A 20,291-nucleotide genomic window follows, 5' to 3' on the forward strand; every position below is an offset into this window, starting at 1 on the left:
AAAACGATGCGGGACCGGGTCAGCCGCGCCCCGTGGAAGACGCCCGGCAGCCATCGGCCGCCGAGCGTGTGCGCACCCTCGTGGAGTCCAGCCTAACCGCCGCACTGACCATTCCGGGAACCGAGGGTGCCCAACGTGACCCTTTGGGGGCATGGGCGGCCGACGCGCGGGCGGTGACGGACGACGGAGACGTCATCCTCCTGCTGCCCGTGCACGCCCCGGCAGCCCGCGCCGCCGCCTACGCGCAGGACGACGACGTGAGCACCGTGATGGAAATCACCGACGTGGCCCCCGTCGCCGTGCCGCACCGGGTACGGGGCAGGGCCTGGGTCGCCGGCTGGCTGACGGCCGTGCGCAACAGCGACCGCGCCGCCTGCGCGCGGCTGCTCGCCGAGCGGCAGCCGGCCTTCGCGGCGGCGGCCGGGGCGCAGCAGGGGACGGCACGGACGCTGGTGCGGCTGGAGATCGGCGAGGCGTACGTGGACGACCTGTGGGGCGAGGAGCGGGTGGAGGCGGACGACTTCACGGCGGCGCGGCCGGACCCGCTGGTGGGGCACGAGGCCGAGCTGCTCCAGCACCTGGCCGCCGCGCACGGCGACCGGATGCGCGGACTGTGGACCCTGCTCGGCGAGGACCGGGGGCAGCTGTGCGGCGCCTGGAGCCAGGTGGCGCCGCTGGCGCTGGACCGCTTCGGGCTCCGGGTGCGCTTCGCGGGGCAGCCGGGGTGCTTCGACGCGCGCTTCGAGTTCCCCGAGCCGGTGCGGGACGTCGCGGAGCTGCGGCAGGCCGTACGCCTGCTCTTCGACGCCGCCGCCGGGTAGCCGCGGACGCGGGCGCCGCCGGAGGCCGGGCGCGGGCCGCCGGGAGGGGTGCCCGGCTCACGACGGGTGCCCGGCTCAGGACTGCTGCTCGCCGGTGCCGACTCCCGGGCCCGGGGGCGGCAGGTTCTCCCCTCGCAGCCGGGCGCGCACCCGCTCGGCGACGTCCGCGTAGCGGGCCTCCGCGCCGTAGCGCGTGGGCGCGTAGTAGCGCCTGCCGTGCACCGCGTCCGGGGCGTACCGCTGGGCGGCGATGCCGCCGGGCAGGTCGTGCGGGTACTGGTAGCCCTGGCCGTGCCCCAGGGCTGCCGAGCCCTTGTAGTGGCCGTCGCGCAGATGTGCGGGCACCGGCCCGGCCAGCCCCGCCCGTACGTCCGCCAGCGCGGCGTCGACGGCGAGCACGGCGGAGTTGGACTTGGGCGCGAGCGCCAGCGCGACAGTCACCTGGGAGAGGGTGATCCGGGCCTCGGGAAAACCGATCATCGCCACCGCCTGGGCCGCGGCCACCGCCGTCTGGAGCGCGGTGGGGTCGGCCAGGCCGACGTCCTCGCTCGCGGAGATCATCAGGCGCCGGGCGATGAAGCGCGGGTCCTCCCCCGCCTCGATCATCCGGGCCAGGTAGTGCAGCGCGGCGTCCACGTCCGAGCCGCGGATGGACTTGATCAGCGCGCTGGTCACGTCGTAGTGCTGGTCGCCGTCCCGGTCGTACTTCACCGCCGCGCGGTCGACCGCCTCCTCCAGCGACTCCAGCGTGACCGACGGCTCGCCCTTGGCCAGCGCGGCCCCCGCACCGGCCTCGAGCGCGGTGAGCGCCCGGCGCGCGTCGCCGCCCGCTATCCGCAGCAGGTGCGCCTCGGCGTCCGTCGGCAGCGTGACCGCACCGCCCAGCCCGCGTTCGTCGGCCAGCGCGCGGGACAGCAGCCCGCGCAGGTCCTCGTCGGTGAGCGGCTCCAGGGTGAGGAGCAGGGAGCGGGAGAGCAGCGGCGAGATCACCGAGAAGTACGGGTTCTCCGTGGTCGCGGCGATCAGCGTGACCCAGCGGTTCTCCACGGCGGGCAGCAGGGAGTCCTGCTGGGCCTTGCTGAAGCGGTGGATCTCGTCCAGGAAGAGGACCGTCTCCTTGCCGTACGCCCCGGAGGAGCGCTTGGCGCCCTCGATGACGGCCCGCACCTCCTTGACCCCGGCGGTGATCGCGGACAGCTCCACGAAACGCTGCTCGGTGGCCTGGCTGACGACGTAGGCCAAGGTCGTCTTGCCGATGCCGGGCGGTCCCCACAGCAGCACCGAGGAGGGCCCGGCGGGGCCGCCGCCGCCCTCGGACACCAGGCGGCGCAGCGGCGAGCCGGGCCGCAGCAGGTGCTGCTGGCCGACCACCTCGTCGAGGGTGCGCGGACGCATCCGCACCGCCAGCGGACTGGCGGACGGGTCCTTGGCGCGACGCTCCTCGGCCGCGGCGGTGAACAGGTCTGGTTCCACACCAGGAACCCTAGGTCACGCCACCGACAGTCACGCCCAGAGCCGACCCGGAACCGGGCCGGTTCCGGGCCGCGGGCGGGTCAGCTGGTCCAGAAGTCCCACCAGCGGGTCAGGATCAGCATGCCGATGACCCCGGTGTGCAGCACCGGCACGACCCAGTGGAACTCGCCCACGAAGGACCGCAGGCCGGCCGGGCTGGGCAGGAATCCCTTGCGCATGTTGAAACCGGTGACGTACCAGAACATGAAGATCGTCGCGACCCAGGCCAGGCAGCACCAGAGGCAGAGCGAGTTGATCGTGTACAGCGACTGGTACTGGAGCCAGGTCACGAAGCCCACGCCGAAGAGGGTGCCGGCGTTGAAGGTGAGCCAGTACCAGCGCGGGAAGCGGGCCCCGGCGAGCAGCGAGACGCCGACGCAGATCACCATGCCGTACGCGACGAGGCCGAGCATCGGGTTGGAGAAGCCGAAGGCGGACGCCTGGTCGCTCTCCATGATGTTGCCGCAGGAGACGATCGGGTTGAGCGAGCATCCGGGCGTGAAGGTCTCACCGCGCGCCTCGGCCTCGAGGATCTTGGTCTTGTCCAGGGTGATCACCCAGGAGGCCAGCAGCCCGGCCGCGCCGGTGATGATCAACAGCCAGGAGAAGGCGCGGCGGGCGCCCACCGCACCGCCCGAGGGCTCGTCCACATGGGCCGGAGCGTTACCGAGAGGTGCAGTGGTCGTCATAGTGCTACGCGTCCTGTCGTCCGTCGGATTCGAGCATGCCGCTCATTATGAACCAACGCCCGTACCCTCAGCCGACCTTCGCCCGAACCTCGCTGACCACTCGATCGAGTGGCACGGGGCGCTGTTCGCCGCTCTCCATGTCCTTGACCTGGACGACGCCTTCGGCCAGGTCACGCTCGCCCAGCACCAGCGCCAGCCTGGCACCGGAGCGGTTGGCCGACTTCATGGCGTTCTTCAGCCCCTTGCCCCCGTACGCGAAGTCCGCCGCGACCCCTTCGCGGCGCAGCGCGGTGACAGCGGCGAAGAGCACCTGCCGCGCCTGGTCGCCCAGCGGCACCGCGAACACCTCGGTGGACCGGGGCAGTTCCAGCTCCACACCCTCGGCGCGCAGCGCCAGCACCGTGCGGTCCACGCCCAGGGCCCAGCCCACCGAGGGCAGCTCGGGCCCGCCCAGCATCTCGGAGAGGCCGTCGTACCGTCCGCCGCCGCCGACCGCCGACTGGGAGCCCAGCCCGTCGTGCACGAACTCGAAGGTGGTGCGGGTGTAGTAGTCCAGCCCGCGCACCAGCCGCGGGTCGTCCTCGAAGGCCACCCCGGCGCCGACGAGCAGTTCTCGCACCTGCTCGTGGTACGTCCGGCAGCCCTCGCACAGGTGGTCGCGCATCATCGGGGCGTCGGCCAGCTGCCGCTGCACGCCCTCGCGCTTGTCGTCCAGCACCCGCAGCGGGTTGATCTCGATCCGCGCGCGGGTCTCCTCGTCGAGGTCGAGGCGCCGCAGGTAGTCCTGGAGCGCCGCCCGGTAGACGGGGCGGCACTCGCGGTCGCCCAGCGAGTTGAGCAGGATGCGGAAGTCCCGCAGGCCCAGCGAGCGGTACGCGTCGTGGGCGAGGATGATCAGCTCGGCGTCCAGCGCCGGGTCCTGTGCGCCCAGCGCCTCGGCGCCGACCTGGGAGAACTGCCGGTAGCGGCCGGCCTGCGGGCGCTCGTAGCGGTAGTAGGAGCCCGAATACCACAGCTTCACCGGTAGCCCGCCGCGGTGCAGCCCCGCTTCCAGGGCCGCGCGGAGCACGGACGCGGTGCCCTCGGGGCGGAGCGCCAGGTCGGTGCCGCCCTTGGTGGTCAGGGTGTACATCTCCTTGGTCACGATGTCGGTGGACTCGCCGACGCCGCGGGAGAAGAGCCCGGTGTGCTCGAAGCCGGGGGTCTCGACGTAGCCGTAGCCCGCGCGCCGCAGCGGCGCGGCCAGTGCCTCGCGAACCGCCAGGAACCGCGCGGAATCGGGCGGCAGCAGGTCATAGGTGCCCTTGGGGGCGGAGAAGGTGCTCACGAAGTGGTCGTCACATTCCTCGTCGCGGAGCGGCGCTCGCGCCGTCTCCCGGGCCGCCCGCAGCCACTTCCCGCAGGTACGGGTTGGTGGCGCGTTCGCGGCCGATGGTGGTCTGGGGGCCGTGGCCGGACAGCACCACGGTCGAGTCCTCCAGCGGCAGGCACACGCGTGCCAGCGAGTCGAGGATCTCGGCGTGGTCGCCGCCGGGCAGGTCGGTGCGTCCGATGGAGCCGGCGAACAGCAGGTCGCCCGAGAAGAGGACGGGCGGTACGTCCGCCCGCTGGGGCATCCCGAAGGTCACCGACCCCTTGGTATGGCCAGGCGCGTGCGCCACGGTCAGCTCCAGTCCGGCCAGCTCCAGCGAGGCGCCGTCGGTCAGCTCGCGCAGGTCGTCCGGCTCCCCCACGGTCAGCTCGCCCATCAGGGGCTGACCGATCGAGCGGCCCAGCGCCTTCTCCGGGTCGCTCAGCATGTAGCGGTCGCGCGGGTGGACCCAGGCCGGGACGCCGTGCGCCCCGCAGACGGGCACCACGGAGGCGACGTGGTCGATGTGCCCGTGGGTCAGGATCACCGCGACCGGCTTGAGCCGGTGCTTGGCGACGGCTTCCGCGACGCCTTCGGCGGCCTGGTGGCCGGGGTCGATGATCACGCACTCCTCACCGGCGGCGGGGGCGACCAGATAACAATTGGTCCCCCAGGCCCCGGCAGGGAACCCGGCAACGAGCACGATCGTCCTTCAGTCGTCCGGCGGGTGGGCAATGGCTGATGAAGAGCGTACCGGCGGCGGTACGGGCGCGGCGAACCCGTATACGGTACGGGCCAGATTCCCAGCCGTACGCACAGCCGTACCGCCATCCGTACACACGTGCCGAAGGAGACGACCCGTGGTCAGCAGTGAGCAGCGGCGCAAGCAGCTCGCCCGCGAGAAGTTCCTGCGTCAGCAGGAGCGCAGAGCCCAGTCCCAGCGCAAGTCGCGCATCCGCGGTGCGCTGATCGCGGCCGGCCTGGTGCTGGTCCTGGCCGCGGGCGCGGCCTACGCCGCCTCCGGCGGGCTGGGCGGTGACGAGGACAAGGCCGCGGACAAGGCCGCGGACAAGGCGGACAGCCAGCCGTCGCCCCCGCCCACCAGCAAGGCGCCGGACCCGTGCGGCAAGCCCGCCCCGGGCAAGCCGAGCGGCGAGCAGTGGAAGAAGGAGCCGAAGCTGACGGTCGACAAGTCGGCCGCCTACGAGATGACGCTCTCCACCACCTGCGGCGACATCCCCATCGAGCTGGACGCCGCGAAGGCTCCGCACACCGTGAACTCCTTCGCGTTCCTGGCCGGCGAGGGCTTCTTCGACCACACCGCGTGCCACCGTCTGACCACGGGCAACCTCGGCGTGCTCCAGTGCGGCGACCCGACGGGCAAGGGCACCGGCGGCCCGGGCTACACCATCCCGGACGAGAACCTCAAGGACCCGCGGCTCAAGGGCCAGACCTACCCCGCGGGGACGGTCGCGATGGCCAACACCGGCCAGAAGGACAGCGGCGGGAGCCAGTTCTTCCTCGTTCACAAGGACAGCCCGCTGCCGCCGTCCTACACGCCCTTCGGCACCATCTCCGACGGCGGTATGAAGGTGCTGAAGAAGATCGCGGACGCGGGTGAGAGCACCGGCGCCGGCGACGGCCCGCCCAACGCGACCGTGGTGATCGACAAGGCGGCCGTCAAGAAGAGCTGACCCGGTCGCCGCCGGGCTTCGGCCCTGCCGTCCGACCGGGCCGGAACAGGACGAACCGTGGAAGTTCCACCGCGCTGGATGCGGACAGCGCGGTCGCCGTTCGCCTATCTTGGGCTTGACGAAAACTGTGGACGATGCCAGGGGGGCCGCAGCTCCGCCCCGGACATCATGTGGAGGAGGCGCTGTGAGCAGCGACCCGTGGGGCCGCGTCGATGACGCGGGGACCGTGTACGTACGTACGGCGGACGGCGAGAAGGTCGTCGGATCGTGGCAGGCGGGATCTCCCGAGGAGGCCCTCGCCTACTTCGAGCGCAAGTACGACGGCTTGGTCGTCGAGATCACGCTCCTCGAGCGCAGGGTGAAGACCACCGACCTCTCGGCGAAGGACGCCGGCACCGCCATCGGGCACCTGCGCGAGCAGGTGGACGCACACCACGCGGTGGGCGACCTGGAGGCACTGCGGGTGCGGCTGGACGCTCTCGCCCGGAGCATCGAGGAGCGCCGCGAGGAGCGCAAGGCGCACAAGGCGAAGCAGTCCGAGCAGGCCCGGCAGGCCAAGGAGGACCTGGTCGCCGAGGCCGAGCAGCTGGCAGAGAGCGAGCAGTGGCGGGCGGCCGGTGAGCGGCTGCGTGCGCTGGTGGACATCTGGAAGGGCCTGCCCCGGCTGGACCGCAAGGCCGACGACGAGCTGTGGCACCGTTTCTCGCACGCGCGCTCGGCGTTCTCCAAGCGGCGCAAGGCGCACTTCGCCCAGCTCGACGCCCAGCGCGAGGAGGCGCGGCAGCGCAAGGAGAAGCTGGTCGCCGAGGCACAGGCGCTCTCCGGCTCCCGCGACTGGGGGCCGACGGCCGCCAGGTACCGCGACCTGATGCAGGACTGGAAGGCCGCCGGGCGTGCCCAGCGTGAGCACGAGGAGGACCTGTGGAGCCGCTTCCGCGGCGCTCAGGACGTCTTCTTCCAGGCGCGCGGCGAGGCGTTCTCGGAGCGCGACATCGAGCAGCGGGAGAACCTCACGCGCAAGGAGGAGCTGGCCGCCGAGGCGGAGAAGCTGCTGCCGGTCACCGATCTGAAGGCCGCGCGGGCCGCGTTCCGCGCGATCAACGAGCGCTGGGACGCCGTCGGCCATGTGCCGCGCGACGCCAGGGCCCGGATCGAGGGCCGCGTGCACGCGGTGGAGCGGGCGATCCAGGAGTCCGAGGAGGCCGAGTGGCGGCGCAGCAACCCGGAGGCGCGGGCGCGCGCGGCGGGTCTGACGGGCCAGCTCCAGGACGCGGTCGACAAGCTGCGCGACCAGGCCGCGAAGGCGCGGGCGGCGGGGAACACCGCCAAGGCGGACAAGCTGGAGCAGGAGCTGGCGGGCCGGCAGGCGCTGCTGGACCAGGCGCTCAAGGGCCTGGAGGAGTTCGGCGGCTGACGCCGGAGAGCTGACGGAGGGCCCGGCGGGGCGTACGGCCGCCGGGCCCTGCTGTTCTGCCGTCTCGGCCGCACGCCGCGCCAGCCGTACGCGCCACCGGCCGTACGCGGGCCGCGGCTACGGCCTGCGCGCCGAGGTCACCCGGTACACGTCGTAGACGCCCTCCACGCCCCGCACCGCTTTGAGTACGTGCCCCAGGTGCTTGGGGTCGCCCATCTCGAAGGTGAAGCGGGAGGTGGCGACCCGGTCGCGGGAGGTCTGCACGGCCGCGGACAGGATGTTGACGTGCTGGTCGGACAGCACGCGGGTGACGTCCGAGAGCAGCCGGGAGCGGTCCAGCGCCTCGACCTGGATGGCGACCAGGAACACCGAGGACTGGGTGGGTGCCCATTCGACCTCGAGGATGCGCTCGGGCTCGCGGGAGAGCGAGTCGACGTTGAGGCAGTCCGCGCGGTGCACCGAGACGCCGCTGCCGCGCGTGACGAAGCCGATGATCGGGTCGCCCGGCACGGGCGTGCAGCAGCGGGCCAGCTTGACCCAGACGTCGTCGACGCCCTTGACGACCACGCCCGGGTCGGCGCTGGAGCGCCGCTTTCCGCGCTTGCTCATCGGCGGCGTGGTCTCCGCGATGTCCTCGTTCGCCTCGTCCTCGCCGCCCAGGGCGTGGACCAGCTTCTGCACGACGTTCTGCGCGGTGACGTGGCCCTCGCCGATCGCGGCGTAGAGGGCGGAGATGTCGGGGTAGCGCATCTCGTGCGCGAGGGTGACCAGCGAGTCGCCGGTCAGGATGCGCTGGATGGGCAGGTTCTGCTTGCGCATGGCGCGGGCGATGGCGTCCTTGCCTTGCTCGATCGCCTCGTCCCGGCGCTCGCGGGTGAACCAGGCGCGGATCTTGTTGCGGGCACGGGGCGACTTCACGAAGCCCAGCCAGTCCCGCGAGGGCCCGGCGCCGGACGCCTTGGAGGTGAAGACCTCGACCAGGTCGCCGTTGTCGAGGGTCGACTCGAGCGGCACCAGTCGGCCGTTGACGCGGGCTCCTATGGTGCGGTGGCCCACCTCGGTGTGCACCGCGTAGGCGAAGTCGACCGGCGTCGCCCCGGCGGGCAGCGCGATCACGTCGCCCTTGGGGGTGAAGACGAAGACCTCGTTGCGGGAGAGGTCGAAGCGGAGCGACTCCAGGAACTCGCCCGGGTCCTCGGTCTCCTTCTGCCAGTCCAGCAGCTGGCGCAGCCAGGCCATGTCGTTGACCGCGTCCTGGTCGGCGCCCTTGCCCGTACGCCGGGGCACGTCGGTGCGCACCTTGGAGGCCCCGGCGACCGCCTCCTGCTTGTACTTCCAGTGCGCGGCGATGCCGTACTCGGCGCGGCGGTGCATGTCGAAGGTGCGGATCTGCAGCTCTACGGGCTTGCCGTTCGGCCCGATGACCGTGGTGTGCAGCGACTGGTACATGTTGAACTTGGGCATCGCGATGTAGTCCTTGAACCGCCCTGGCACCGGGTTCCAGCGGGCGTGGACGGTGCCCAGCGCCGCGTAGCAGTCACGGACGGTGTCGACGAGGACGCGGATGCCGACCAGGTCGTAGATCTCGGCGAAGTCGCGGCCCCGCACGATCATCTTCTGGTAGACGCTGTAGTAGTGCTTGGGCCGCCCGGTGACGGTGGCCTTGATGCGGGCGCCGCGCAGGTCCGCCTGGACTTCGTCGGTGACGATCGCCAGGTATTCGTCGCGCTTGGGCGCACGCTCCGCGACCAGCCGCACGATCTCGTCGTACATCTTGGGGTAGAGGATCGCGAAGGCGAGGTCCTCCAACTCCCACTTGATGGTGTTCATGCCGAGCCGGTGCGCCAGCGGGGCGTAGATCTCCAGCGTCTCGCGGGCCTTCTGCTCCTGCTTCTCCCGCTTGAGGTAGCGCATCGTGCGCATGTTGTGCAGCCGGTCGGCGAGCTTGATGACCAGCACCCGCGGGTCCTTGGCCATCGCGACGACCATCTTGCGCACGGTCTCCGCCTGCGCGGCCTCACCGAACTTGACCTTGTCGAGCTTGGTCACGCCGTCCACCAGGAGGGCCACCGCGTCGCCGAAGTCCCGGCGCAGGGTGTCCAGGCCGTACTCCGTGTCCTCCACGGTGTCGTGCAGCAGGCCCGCCATCAAGGTGGCCGGGTCCATGCCCAGCTCGGCGAGGATGGTGGTGACCGCGAGGGGGTGGGTGATGTACGGATCGCCGCTCTTGCGCTTCTGGCCCCGGTGCCAGCGCTCGGCGACCTGGTAGGCGCGCTCGACCTGCCGGAGCGTGGACGACTCGATCTTCGGGTCGTTGCTGCGCACTATCCGCAGCAGCGGTTCCAGCACCGGGTTGAACGGACTGGAGCGCTGGACGCCGAGCCGGGCCAGCCGGGCCCGGACCCGGTTGGAGGAACCGGAGCGGCCCGAGACGCCCGAGACCGGCCGTGCGGGGGCGTCGTCCTTCGGGGCCTGCCCGGCGCGGCCCCCGGCCGCCTCGCCGCCGGCGCCCGTACCCTCGCCGGGGCCGGACGCTCCGGGCTTGCGGGCGCCGCCGCCCTTCCGTGCGCCGCCCCCCTTGGCGGGCGCCCTGGAGGGGGCAGCGCCGCCGGACTCGGCGTCCCGGCGCTGCGCGGCGGTGAGCGGCTGGGCCTCGTCTGGCAAGTGCACTCCTCGTTGGACGCCCATTCGGACTGCCATGGTAACGACCCTGACGGTACGGGGACCGCCCGCAGCCTGCGCGGGCGGTCCCCGTACCGCGCGGAGGGGGCCGAAGCGGCCCCGGCTCCGCCGGGCTCAGACCGTGACCAGGGCCTCCAGCGGCGCGTCCCGCAGGGCGGGCTCCAGCCGCGCACGGCCGCCGAGGAAGCCCAGCTCCAGCAGTACGGCCAGACCGGCGACGTGCGCACCGGCGCGGCGGACCAGCTGGAGGGAGGCCTCGGCCGTGCCGCCGGTGGCGAGCACGTCGTCGATGATCAGCACGCGGTCGCTCGCCGCCAGGTCCTCCGCGTGCAGCTCGATCTCGGCGCTGCCGTACTCCAGGTCGTACGCCTGGCCCAGGGTCGCGCCGGGGAGCTTGCCCGCCTTGCGCACGGGGACGAAGCCGACGCCCGCCTGCACCGCGGCCGGAGCCGCGAGGATGAAGCCGCGCGCCTCCAGACCGACGACCTTGGTGGCGCCGTGCTTGCGGCACAGCCCCGCCAGCACCCCGGTCAGCGCGGAGAACGCCTCGGGGTCGGCCAGCAGCGGTGTGATGTCCTTGAACATCACACCAGGCCTGGGGTAGTCGGCGACGTCGCGGATGCGGCTGAGCAGCAGCTCGCGCACCTCGCCGGAGACCGCTTCGGGCAGCACGGGCTCCGGCACCACCGGGCTCACCGCCGCTTCCCCGACGGACGGCCGCGGCCCCTGCCCCGGGAGGGGGACTGCTGGCGACGGACGCGCTGACCGCCGACTCCCGCGGTGGCCGGAGCCGCGTCCTCGGGCTCGTCGCCCTCGGCGGCGTCCCGCGCGTCGTCCGGCTCCGGCTCGGCCGTACCGGCCTGAGAGGTCTTCTCCCTCGGGTCCGGCTCGTGCTCCTCGGCCTTGAGCCGCTTCGCGTGCACCCGCTTGGCCAGCGCCTTCATCTGCGGCTCCCGCTCCTTGAAGTCGGCGACCAGCGGGGTGGCGATGAAGATCGAGGAGTACGCACCGGCCGCGAGGCCGACGAACAGCGACAGCGCGATGTCGTTGAGCATGCCGCCGCCCAGCATGCCGCCGCCGATGAAGAGCAGCCCGGCGACGGGCAGCAGGGCCACCACGGTGGTGTTGATGGAGCGCACCAGCGTGCCGTTGAGACTGCGGTTGGCCATCTCGCTGTAAGTGAATCTGGTCTGCTTGGTGACGCCCCGGCTGGCTTCCTTGAGGCCGTCGAAGACGACGACGGTGTCGTAGAGCGAATATCCGAGAATGGTCAGCAGACCGATCACCGTGCCCGGTGTGACCTCGAAGCCGACCAGGCAGTACACGCCGACGGTGATCGTCAGGTCGTGGATCAGGGCGACCAGCGCGGCCGCGGCCATTCTCCACTCGAAGGCGATGGCCAGATAGATCACCACCAGGACCATGAAGATCGCCAGGCCCGTCCAGGCCTTGTTCGCGATCTCCTTGCCCCAGCTGGGGCCGACCAGCTGCGCGTTGATGTCGCCGCTCTTGACGTTCAGCTCCTCCGCCAGGGCCTCCTTGACCTTGGTGGACTTCTCCGTGTCGACCTGGGAGATCTGGATGCGCATCCCGCCGTCGCCCAGCTGCTGGACGATGGCGCCGTGGCCGGAGAGCTTCTCCGCCGTCTCCTTGGTGTGGTCGACCGAGGCCGTGGTCTTGGGCGTGGTGAAGACCGCGCCGCCCTCGAACTCGATGCCCATGTTCAGGCCGCGCACACCGAGGCCGACGATCGCGGTGATGGTGATCAGGATGGAGACGCCGTACCAGAGCATCCGCTTGCCGACGAAGTCGTAACCGACCTCACCGCGGTAGAGCCGGGCGCCGAGGTTGCCGAGTCGCGACATCTCTCACGCCTCCTTCGGGTGGTCGGAGCTGGCGGTGGAGGGGCGCCGGCTGCGACGCAGCGGCGGTTTGGCACCGAGCCGTTTCGGATCGAGCCCGGACCAGGGATGTCCGCTGGCGAAGAACTTCTTGCGCGCCAGGATCGTCATCAGTGGCTTGGTGAACAGGAACACCACCACGACGTCCAGCAAGGTGGTCAGCCCGAGGGTGAACGCGAAGCCCTTGACCTTGCCGACGCTGACGATGAAGAGGACCGCGGCGGCCAGGAAGGAGACGAAGTCGGAGACCAGGATCGTGCGCCGGGCGCGCGGCCAGCCGCGCTCCACCGCGGGCCGCAGCGTACGGCCCTCCCGGATCTCGTCCCGGATGCGTTCGAAGTAGACGATGAAGGAGTCCGCGGTGATGCCGATGGCGACGATGGCGCCGCAGACGGCCGGGAGGTTGAGCGCGAAGCCGATGGTCGGACCCAGCAGCGACATGATCGTGTAGGTCAGGATCGCGGAGAAGATCAGGCTGACGATCGCGATCAGCGACAGGCCGCGGTAGTAGGCGATCAGGTAGATGATCACCACCAGGAGGCCGATGGCCCCGGCCAGGAGGCCGGCCTGGAGCTGGTCGCCGCCGAGGGCGGCGGTCACCGTGGTGACGTCCGATTCCTCGAAGGAGAGCGGCAGGGCACCGTAGGACAGGATGTTGGCCAGGTCCTCGGCGGACTGCTGGTTGAAGTTCCCGGAGATCTCGGCGTCGCCGACGAGGCGCTCGCTGACGCTGGGGGCGGAGACGACCTCGCCGTCCAGCACGATCGCGAACTGGTTCTGCGGCTGCTGCTTCTGGGACAGCTCACCGGTGACGTCGCCGAACGCCTTGCTGCCCTTGTCGTCGAACGACATCTGGACCAGCCAGCCACCACCGCGCTGCTGGTCGAGGGCGGCCTTGGCATCCGAGACGTTCTTGCCCTGCACGGCGACGGGGCCGAGCACGTACTTGAGCGGCTGCTCGGAGTCGCAGGCGACGACGGGCTCGTCGCCCTTGCCCTCCGCCGCCGCGCGGCCGACCTTGGAGCGGGACTCCTTGGTGGAGCAGTCCGCCGCGGCGAACGCCTTCTGCACGGCCGCCGGGATGCCGGCGTCGGGCGCGGGGGCGTTCGGGTCAGGTGCGGGCACCTCCGACGGAGCGGGCGAGCCGGAGGGCTTCGGGGACTCCTCGTCCGCCAGGCCCTCGGTGACGGCACGGCCCTGGGTGGTGGCGCTGGGCGAGGGGTCGGCCTTCTCGTCGCGGCCTTCGCCCTTGGGCTCCTCGTCCTTCGGCTTCTCGCCCTTGGGCTTCTCCGTGCCGCCGGAGGCGGACGGGCTCGGCTCCGGCTTGGGCGGGGCGGCGTCGGCGTAGGTCAGCACGGGACGGAAGTTCAGCTTGGCCGTGGTGCCGACCTGCTCCCGGGCCTGCTTCTCGTTCGACCCCTTGGGGATGTTGACGATGATGTGGTTGTCGCCCTGGGTCTGGACCTCGGCCTCCTGGACACCCAGACCGTTCACACGCCGCTCGATGATGCCGACGGCGGTGTTCATGTTGGTCGAGTTGATCGCGTCCTTCTGGCCCGGCTGGCTCTTGGCCTCGAGCGTGATGCTCGTACCGCCCGCGAGGTCGATGCCCAGGCGGGGTGTCGTATGACCGGAGAGGAACATCCCCCCGGTCAGCGCCACCATGGCCAGCAGAATCAGCAGGAGGGCACGCCCCGGATTCCCCTGGGCACCCGTGGACCTGCGGCCCTTCTTCGGTGCTGCCACCTTCTCGTATCTCCTGTCCAGCCGCCCGCGCCGGCCCGCCGTACCGGGTCACCGCCGCGCGGCACACGAAGTGGTGTTCGGGTGCCTGGCCGTCGGGGCCGAGTCCACCCCGACAGCGCCGGCGCTACTTGGAGCCGCTGTCGCCCTTGCGCTTGGCGTCCTCGGGAGCGTCGGCCGCGGCCTCGGCCTCGTGCTTCGCGTCGTCGTCCGGCTCGGCCGCCTTGTCCGCGTCATCGGCGGAGCCCTCGGCGGCGCGGTCGCCGTCACCTTCGGTGCCGGACTTGCCGAGGTCGATCTTCCCCTCCCGGTCCGCGTCTCCGGCTTCGGTCAGGGCGGAGGCGTCGTCCGGGACGACCGGGGCGTCGTCGATCTTCAGGTCGACCGGCTCGCCGTTCACGATGCGCTCGAACTCTTCTTCCTCGAGGACGGCGCCGATCGCGTTCTTGGCGTAGAGCGCGTGCAGGCCGGGGGCGACCTCGAGCAGGACCGCGTCCTCGCGGACCTCCTTGACCAGGGCGTACATGCCCCCAATCGTCCTGATGCCGGTGCCGGGCTGCATCTGGTCACGCATCTGTGCGGCCTTCTGCTGCTTCTTCTTGGCCGACCGGGTCATCAGGAACATGGCCCCGATGAGGACGACGAACGGGAGGAGAGTCACGATATTCACGGCGGAAGCAATTTCCTTCGCACGACCGCGTCTCAGCGGCCTGGTATTCGGGGGCGGGGATGCCGTCCGGGGCGGATGGCGTCGGCGGAGTCTAAGCGAGCTGTCGCCGATGGAACAACGTCAAGCATGGCACTTGGGTTCCTGCCCAAGCGAGTCGCGGCACGCTCACGCTCCGAACAACGGCCCCTGCGCGGTGCCGCCGGGCGGGACGAGACCCAGGTGCGCCCAGGCGGCGGGGGTGGCGACGCGGCCGCGCGGGGTACGCGCGAGCAGCCCCTCCCGTACCAGGAAGGGCTCCGCGACCTCCTCCACCGTCTCCCGCTCCTCCCCCACCGCCACGGCCAGCGTGGAAAGGCCCACCGGGCCGCCGCCGAAGAGCTTCAGCAGCGCGTGCAGGACGCCGCGGTCCAGGCGGTCGAGACCGCGCTCGTCCACCTCGTAGACGGCGAGGGCGCTGGCGGCGATCTCCCGGGTGATCGCGCCGTCCGCCTTGACCTGGGCGTAGTCCCGCACGCGGCGCAGCAGGCGGTTGGCGATCCGGGGGGTGCCGCGGGAGCGGCCGGCGATCTCGGCGGCTCCCTCCGCGTCCGTGGAGACGTCCAGCAGGCGGGCCGAGCGGTGGATGACCGCTTCCAGCTCGGCCGGCTCGTAGAACTCCATGTGCGCGGTGAAGCCGAAGCGGTCGCGCAGCGGCGGCGGCAGCAGCCCGGCCCGGGTGGTGGCGCCGACCAGGGTGAAGGCGGGCAGTTCGAGGGGGATGGCGGTGGCGCCGGGGCCCTTGCCGACGATGACGTCGACGCGGTAGTCCTCCATCGCCATGTAGAGCATCTCCTCGGCGGGCCGGGACATGCGATGGATCTCGTCCAGGAAGAGGACCTCACCCTCCTGGAGCGACGAGAGGATCGCGGCCAGGTCTCCCGCGTGCTGGATGGCGGGACCGGAGGTGATCCGGATCGGCGCCTCCATCTCAGCCGCGATGATCATGGAGAGCGTGGTCTTGCCCAGTCCGGGCGCGCCGGAGAGGAGCACGTGGTCGGCGGCCGAACCGCGGGCGCGGGCGGCGCGCAGGACCAGGTCCAGCTGCTCGCGCACCTTGGCCTGGCCGATGAACTCGCCAAGGTCCTTGGGGCGCAGCGCGGCCTCGACCGCCTGGTCCTCGCCGTCGGCCGCGGCACCGACCAGGCGGTCCTCGCCGTCGGCGGGTGCCGCCGTGGTGTTCTCGTCCCAGTTCATCAGGTCAGCCTCGGGTCGTGGTGGTGGGGCGGGCCGCCCGCCGGGCGGGTCAGCGCGCCCGGTTCAGCGTGCGCAGTGCGGCGCGCAGCAGCTCGGAGACCGGCGCGGCGGTGCCCGCGGCTTCGGCGGCCTCGGCCTGCGGGGTGACCGCGGCCACCGCCTCCTCCGCCTCCCGCTGCGCGTAACCCAGCCCGAGCAGGGCGGAGTGCAGCTGCTCGTGCCAGGGGGCGGGGCCGGGGGCCGCCGCGCGCCGGGCACCCGCCCGGGCTCCGGTGCCCAGCGGCTGGCCGAGCCGGTCCTTCAGCTCGAGCAGCAGCTTCTGCGCGCCCTTCTTGCCGATGCCGGGCACGGCGGTCAGCGACTTCTCGTCGCCCGTCGAGACGGCGAGGCGCAGCGCGTCGGGGCTGTGCACCGCGAGCATGGCCTGGGCGAGCCGGGGGCCGACGCCGCTGGCCGTCTGGAGCAGCTCGAAGGTCTGCCGCTCGTCGTCGTCCGCGAAGCCGTAGAGGGTGAGGGAGTCCTCCCGGACGACCAGCGAGGTGGCGAGCCGGGCGTGCTGGCCCACGCGGAGGGTGGAGAGCGTGTCGGGGGTGCACTGGAGCGACATGCCCACACCGCCGACCTCCACGACGGCGCTGTCCGGGGCGAGGGCGGCGACCGGGCCGGAGACGAAGGCGATCATGCGGGGCGGCCTTTCGGGGAGCGGCGGGCGGTGCGGGCGGGCGGCGGCGTCCGGGCGGCCTGCCTCTCGTGCGCCTGCTGGAGGCGGAGAAGGGCGGGGGCGCGCCAGATGTGGCAGATGGCCAGCGCCAGCGCGTCCGCCGCGTCCGCCGGGCGGGGCGGCTCGGCCAGCCGCAGCAGGCGGGTGACCATGGCGCCGACCTGGGTCTTGTCCGCCCTGCCGGTGCCGGTCACCGCAGCCTTGACCTCGCTGGGGGTGTGCAGGGCGACCGGGAGGCCGCGGCGCGCGGCGCACAGCATGGCGACGGCGCTGGCCTGGGCGGTGCCCATCACCGTGCTCACGTTGTGCTGGCTGAACACCCGCTCCACCGCGACGACTTCGGGCCGGTGGTCGTCCAGCCAGCCCTCGATGCCGCGCTCGATCAGGACGAGCCGCTCGGCGACCGGCGTGTCGGCCGGCGTGCGCACCACGCCGACCGCCGTCATCGCGAGCGGACGCCCGGCGCTGCCCTCGACGACGCCGACGCCGCAGCGGGTCAGCCCCGGGTCCACCCCCAGCACACGCACCGCGCCTCTCCCCTCGTCGGCTCGCCCCGGCCCTTCGCCGTCACCCGCAGGCTATCGGCCAGGACTGACAACGCCGCCGGGCCGCGCGGCGGACGGCGGCGGTGCCGGGCGGCGGCGCGTCAGGCGTCGACCTGCGCGAGGACGTCGTCGGAGACGTCGAAGTTGGCGAAGACGTTCTGCACGTCGTCGCTGTCCTCGAGCGCGTCGATCAGCTTGAAGATCTTGCGCGCGCCCTCCTCGTCCAGCTCGATCTGCACGCTGGGCAGGAAGTTGTTGTCCGCCGACTCGTAGTCGACGCCTGCCTCGACGAGCGCCGTGCGCACCGCGACCAGGTCCGTCGCCTCGCTGATGACCTCGAAGTTCTCGCCCAGGTCGTTGACTTCCTCGGCCCCCGCCTCCAGTACGGCCCCCAGCACGTCGTCCTCCGTCAGCCCGCTCTTGGGGACGATGACGACGCCCTTGCGGTTGAACAGGTAGGACACCGAGCCGGGGTCGGCCATGGAGCCGCCGTTGCGGGTCATGGCCACGCGTACGTCGGAGGCGGCACGGTTGCGGTTGTCGGTGAGGCACTCGATGAGGACCGCGACGCCGTTGGGGCCGTAGCCCTCGTACATGATGGTCTCGTAGTCGGCGCCGCCGGCCTCGAGTCCGGCGCCGCGCTTGACCGCGCTGTCGATGTTCTTGTTGGGGACCGAGCTCTTCTTCGCCTTCTGGATGGCGTCGTAGAGCGTCGGGTTGCCCTCGGGGTCGGCGCCGCCCGTGCGGGCCGCGACCTCGATGTTCTTGATCAGCTTCGCGAAGAGCTTGCCGCGCCTGGCATCGATCACGGCCTTCTTGTGCTTGGTGGTTGCCCACTTAGAGTGGCCGGACACAGCCTCGCTCCTTCGATGTCACCAACAGGACCAACGCGCAGATCCTACCGCTCGCCGATCAGTTCCCCGCCGCGGCGGGGGCGAGCGGGCTCCGGGCGGCCCGGTGGGCGCGCGCCATCTCCACGAAGGCCGCGTGCACGCGGTGGTCCCCGGTCAGCTCCGGATGGAAGGCGGTCGCCAGCAGGGCGCCCTGGCGTACGGCCACCGGGTGTCCGTCGTGCCGGGCCAGGATCTCCACCTGGGCGCCGGTCGACTCCACCCACGGGGCGCGGATGAAGACGCCCTCCACCGGGCCGCCCGGCACCCCGGACATCTCCACGGCCGCCTCGAAGGACTCGTTCTGCCGCCCGAAGGCGTTCCGGCGGACGATCATGTCGATGCCGCCGACCGTCGGCTGGCCGGAGCACCCGGCCTCGCCGGCGGGCGGGACGGAGGCAGCGAGGATCTTGTCCGCCAGCATGATCATGCCCGCGCACGAGCCGTACACGGGCAGGCCGTCGCGCACGCGGGCGCGCAGCGGCTCCAGCAGAGCGAAGGCCGTCGCCAACTTGGCCATGGTGGTCGACTCGCCGCCTGGTATGACCAGGGCGTCGACCTCGACCAGCTCGGTGGGCCGGCGCACCGTGATGGTGTCCGCGCCCGCCGCGGACAGCGCGGCCAGATGCTCACGGACATCGCCCTGGAGTGCGAGGACGCCGACGAGGATGCTGCTCACGAGTGGGGCTTCCCTTCCCTCGCGCACCGCGGGCGGCCCCGCGCGGGGCCGCCCGTGAGGCGCTGTTCGGCAGAGGCGGCGTTCACCAGCCGCGCGAGGCGTACCGCTCCGACTCGGGCAGAGTGTCGCAGTTGATGCCCACCATGGCCTCGCCGAGGCCGCGCGAGACGTCCGCGACGACCTTGGGGTCGTCGTGGAAGGTGGTGGCTTTGACGATGGCGGCGGCCCGCTTGGCCGGGTCGCCCGACTTGAAGATGCCGGAGCCCACGAAGACGCCCTCCGCGCCGAGCTGGCACATCAGCGCCGCGTCGGCCGGGGTGGCGACGCCGCCCGCGGAGAACAGCACGACGGGCAGCTTGCCCAGGTCGGCGACCTCGCGCACCAGTTCGTAGGGGGCGCGCAGCTCCTTGGCGGCGGCGTAGATCTCGTGGTGGTCCAGGGCCTTCAGCCGGCCGATCTCGGCCTTGATCTGACGCATGTGGCGGACGGCCTCGACGACGTTCCCCGTGCCGGCCTCACCCTTGGAGCGGATCATGGCCGCGCCCTCGGAGATCCGGCGCAGCGCCTCGCCCAGGTTGGTGGCACCGCAGACGAAGGGGGTGGTGAAGGACCACTTGTCGCTGTGGTTGACCTCGTCGGCCGGGGTGAGGACCTCGGACTCGTCGATGTAGTCGACGCCGAGCGCCTGGAGCAGCTGGGCCTCCACGAAGTGGCCGATCCGGGACTTGGCCATGACCGGGATCGAGACGGCGCCGATGATGCCGTCGATCATGTCCGGGTCGGACATGCGCGCGACGCCGCCGTCCTTGCGGATGTCGGCCGGGACCCGCTCCAGCGCCATCACCGCGACGGCACCGGCGTCCTCGGCGATCTTCGCCTGCTCCGGGGTGACGACGTCCATGATCACGCCGCCCTTGAGCTGCTCGGCCATGCCGCGCTTCACGCGCGCCGTGCCGGTCTCGGGGGTGCTGCCGGAAGCCGCCCCGGACGGGGCGGGGGATGTGCTGGACACGGATTTGACCTCACTCGACGGTAAAGAGGCTGACAGGACCATGGTAGGCCCGAGCCCTTACGCTCCCTGATCCGGGCAGGCGGCGAAAGGGCCAATCGGCCACGGTGGCCTGCCCGCGCGCCACGCCCCCCGCAACGCCCCCCGCAGCGGCCGGCGCGACGGCCTCTCAGACCGCCCCGCCGCCCCGGTCGGCCAGCAGGCCGGGCGGCTCGTCGTCCATCTCGAAGGCCAGCGGGAAGACCGCGTGCCCCGCCAGCCGGAACCAGCGCACCGTACGATGCCGGCGCAGCGCCCGCGCCGCGCGCACCGAGTCGTTGTGGAAGCGCCGCGCCATCGGCACACGCCGCACCGCGGCCCCCAGTTCGGCGGCCGACTCGGTGCCCCCGGCCGCCGCCCGTACGGCCTCGATCTGCCCCTTCTCCGCGAAGACCGCGCGCAGCGCCTGGCTCAGCTCGCTCTCGGCGACCTCGCGCTGCTCCTCCTCGGCCTGCCGGGCGGCGTGCGCGGCCTGGTAGAGCAGCATCGAGGCGGCCGGGTCCAGGATGCCGGAGGTGGCCAGCTCCTGGGCGACGGAGGCGCGGCGCAGCAGCTGGGCGTCGAGGGCGGCACGGGCCGCGTCGATCCGCGCGTGCAGCCGGTCCAGGCGGCCGGCCGTCCAGCTCAGGTAGACGGTGATCAGCAGCAGGATGGCGGCGATCCCGATGTAGGTCGTCACGGTGGGCACCAGCGCCTCA

19 protein-coding genes are annotated in these 20,291 nt (G+C 72.1%); 3 read left to right on the forward strand and 16 right to left on the reverse strand.

Going from position 1 to position 20,291, the window contains the following annotated elements; all coding sequences use genetic code 11:
• Positions 1 to 173 precede the first annotated feature (173 nt).
• The gene (locus H299_RS0127990; RefSeq protein WP_486587462.1) at positions 174 to 821 is read left to right on the forward strand and encodes a DUF2470 domain-containing protein; all 648 of its coding nucleotides are present in this window, start codon (positions 174 to 176) and stop codon (positions 819 to 821) included.
• A gap of 75 nt (positions 822 to 896) precedes the next feature.
• Here the strand turns inward: H299_RS0127990 and H299_RS36715 are convergent, their stop codons facing one another.
• From H299_RS36715 to H299_RS0128010, 4 genes are all read right to left on the reverse strand, one after another.
• The gene (locus H299_RS36715; protein WP_051262931.1) at positions 897 to 2,294 is read right to left on the reverse strand and encodes a replication-associated recombination protein A; all 1,398 of its coding nucleotides are present in this window, start codon (positions 2,292 to 2,294) and stop codon (positions 897 to 899) included.
• Between the two features lie 80 nt (positions 2,295 to 2,374).
• On the reverse strand, positions 2,375 to 3,022 hold the full coding sequence (locus H299_RS0128000; RefSeq protein ID WP_027751120.1) for a vitamin K epoxide reductase family protein: 648 nt from the start codon (positions 3,020 to 3,022) through the stop codon (positions 2,375 to 2,377).
• Positions 3,023 to 3,089: 67 nt separating this feature from the next.
• On the reverse strand, positions 3,090 to 4,349 hold the full coding sequence (hisS, locus tag H299_RS0128005; RefSeq protein WP_027751121.1) for a histidine--tRNA ligase: 1,260 nt from the start codon (positions 4,347 to 4,349) through the stop codon (positions 3,090 to 3,092).
• Between the two features lie 10 nt (positions 4,350 to 4,359).
• Positions 4,360 to 5,076 carry an MBL fold metallo-hydrolase gene (locus H299_RS0128010; protein WP_027751122.1) on the reverse strand — a complete coding sequence of 239 codons (717 nt, stop codon included), beginning with the start codon at positions 5,074 to 5,076 and terminating at the stop codon, positions 4,360 to 4,362.
• Between the two features lie 157 nt (positions 5,077 to 5,233).
• On the opposite strand from H299_RS0128010, the gene H299_RS0128015 reads away from it, so the two are divergent.
• Both H299_RS0128015 and H299_RS0128020 read left to right on the forward strand, forming a co-directional pair.
• Positions 5,234 to 6,067, forward strand: a complete 834-nt coding sequence (locus H299_RS0128015; RefSeq protein ID WP_027751123.1) for a peptidylprolyl isomerase — start codon at positions 5,234 to 5,236, stop codon at positions 6,065 to 6,067.
• A 184-nt stretch (positions 6,068 to 6,251) separates the two neighbouring features.
• Positions 6,252 to 7,481, forward strand: a complete 1,230-nt coding sequence (locus tag H299_RS0128020; protein WP_027751124.1) for a DUF349 domain-containing protein — start codon at positions 6,252 to 6,254, stop codon at positions 7,479 to 7,481.
• A gap of 117 nt (positions 7,482 to 7,598) precedes the next feature.
• Here H299_RS0128020 and H299_RS0128025 read toward each other — a convergent pair whose 3' ends face one another.
• From H299_RS0128025 to H299_RS0128080, 12 genes are all read right to left on the reverse strand, one after another.
• On the reverse strand, positions 7,599 to 10,145 hold the full coding sequence (locus H299_RS0128025; RefSeq protein WP_027751125.1) for a RelA/SpoT family protein: 2,547 nt from the start codon (positions 10,143 to 10,145) through the stop codon (positions 7,599 to 7,601).
• Between the two features lie 132 nt (positions 10,146 to 10,277).
• A complete protein-coding gene (locus H299_RS0128030; RefSeq protein ID WP_486587463.1) occupies positions 10,278 to 10,859 on the reverse strand; it encodes an adenine phosphoribosyltransferase in 582 nt (193 codons plus the stop codon).
• Complete coding sequence (gene secF, locus H299_RS0128035; protein ID WP_027751127.1) at positions 10,856 to 12,028, reverse strand: protein translocase subunit SecF; 1,173 nt, start codon at positions 12,026 to 12,028, stop codon at positions 10,856 to 10,858. Before secF ends, H299_RS0128030 begins: the two co-directional genes overlap by 4 nt.
• A gap of 3 nt (positions 12,029 to 12,031) precedes the next feature.
• On the reverse strand, positions 12,032 to 13,810 hold the full coding sequence (gene secD / locus H299_RS0128040) for a protein translocase subunit SecD (RefSeq protein WP_027751128.1): 1,779 nt from the start codon (positions 13,808 to 13,810) through the stop codon (positions 12,032 to 12,034).
• Between the two features lie 124 nt (positions 13,811 to 13,934).
• On the reverse strand, positions 13,935 to 14,477 hold the full coding sequence (gene yajC, locus H299_RS0128045; protein WP_027751129.1) for a preprotein translocase subunit YajC: 543 nt from the start codon (positions 14,475 to 14,477) through the stop codon (positions 13,935 to 13,937).
• A 165-nt stretch (positions 14,478 to 14,642) separates the two neighbouring features.
• Entirely contained in the window at positions 14,643 to 15,710 is a 1,068-nt protein-coding gene (ruvB, locus tag H299_RS0128050; protein ID WP_027751130.1) for a Holliday junction branch migration DNA helicase RuvB, read from the reverse strand.
• A gap of 49 nt (positions 15,711 to 15,759) precedes the next feature.
• Positions 15,760 to 16,392, reverse strand: coding sequence for a Holliday junction branch migration protein RuvA (gene ruvA, locus H299_RS0128055; RefSeq protein ID WP_027751131.1), 633 nt, complete (start codon positions 16,390 to 16,392; stop codon positions 15,760 to 15,762).
• Positions 16,389 to 16,958, reverse strand: a complete 570-nt coding sequence (ruvC, locus tag H299_RS0128060) for a crossover junction endodeoxyribonuclease RuvC (RefSeq protein WP_027751132.1) — start codon at positions 16,956 to 16,958, stop codon at positions 16,389 to 16,391. The genes ruvA and ruvC overlap by 4 nt, the downstream gene beginning before the upstream one ends.
• A 119-nt stretch (positions 16,959 to 17,077) precedes the next feature.
• The gene (locus H299_RS0128065; protein ID WP_027751133.1) at positions 17,078 to 17,830 is read right to left on the reverse strand and encodes a YebC/PmpR family DNA-binding transcriptional regulator; all 753 of its coding nucleotides are present in this window, start codon (positions 17,828 to 17,830) and stop codon (positions 17,078 to 17,080) included.
• A 58-nt stretch (positions 17,831 to 17,888) separates the two neighbouring features.
• A complete protein-coding gene (gene pdxT, locus H299_RS0128070) occupies positions 17,889 to 18,545 on the reverse strand; it encodes a pyridoxal 5'-phosphate synthase glutaminase subunit PdxT (protein WP_027751134.1) in 657 nt (218 codons plus the stop codon).
• An 82-nt stretch (positions 18,546 to 18,627) separates the two neighbouring features.
• Positions 18,628 to 19,557 carry a pyridoxal 5'-phosphate synthase lyase subunit PdxS gene (pdxS, locus tag H299_RS0128075; RefSeq protein WP_027751135.1) on the reverse strand — a complete coding sequence of 310 codons (930 nt, stop codon included), beginning with the start codon at positions 19,555 to 19,557 and terminating at the stop codon, positions 18,628 to 18,630.
• Between the two features lie 166 nt (positions 19,558 to 19,723).
• A complete protein-coding gene (locus H299_RS0128080; RefSeq protein ID WP_027751136.1) occupies positions 19,724 to 20,281 on the reverse strand; it encodes a membrane protein in 558 nt (185 codons plus the stop codon).
• Positions 20,282 to 20,291 lie beyond the last annotated feature (10 nt).

The organism is Streptomyces sp. CNH287 (genome assembly GCF_000424825.1).

Bases quoted from the DNA above. Each gene is read 5' to 3' on its own strand.
- H299_RS0128000 (WP_027751120.1), bottom strand. From the start codon at position 3,022: ATGACGACCACTGCACCTCTCGGTAACGCTCCGGCCCATGTGGACGAG.
- secF (WP_027751127.1), bottom strand. From the start codon at position 12,028: ATGTCGCGACTCGGCAACCTCGGCGCCCGGCTCTACCGCGGTGAGGTC.
- ruvB (WP_027751130.1), bottom strand. From the start codon at position 15,710: ATGAACTGGGACGAGAACACCACGGCGGCACCCGCCGACGGCGAGGAC.
- ruvA (WP_027751131.1), bottom strand. From the start codon at position 16,392: ATGATCGCCTTCGTCTCCGGCCCGGTCGCCGCCCTCGCCCCGGACAGC.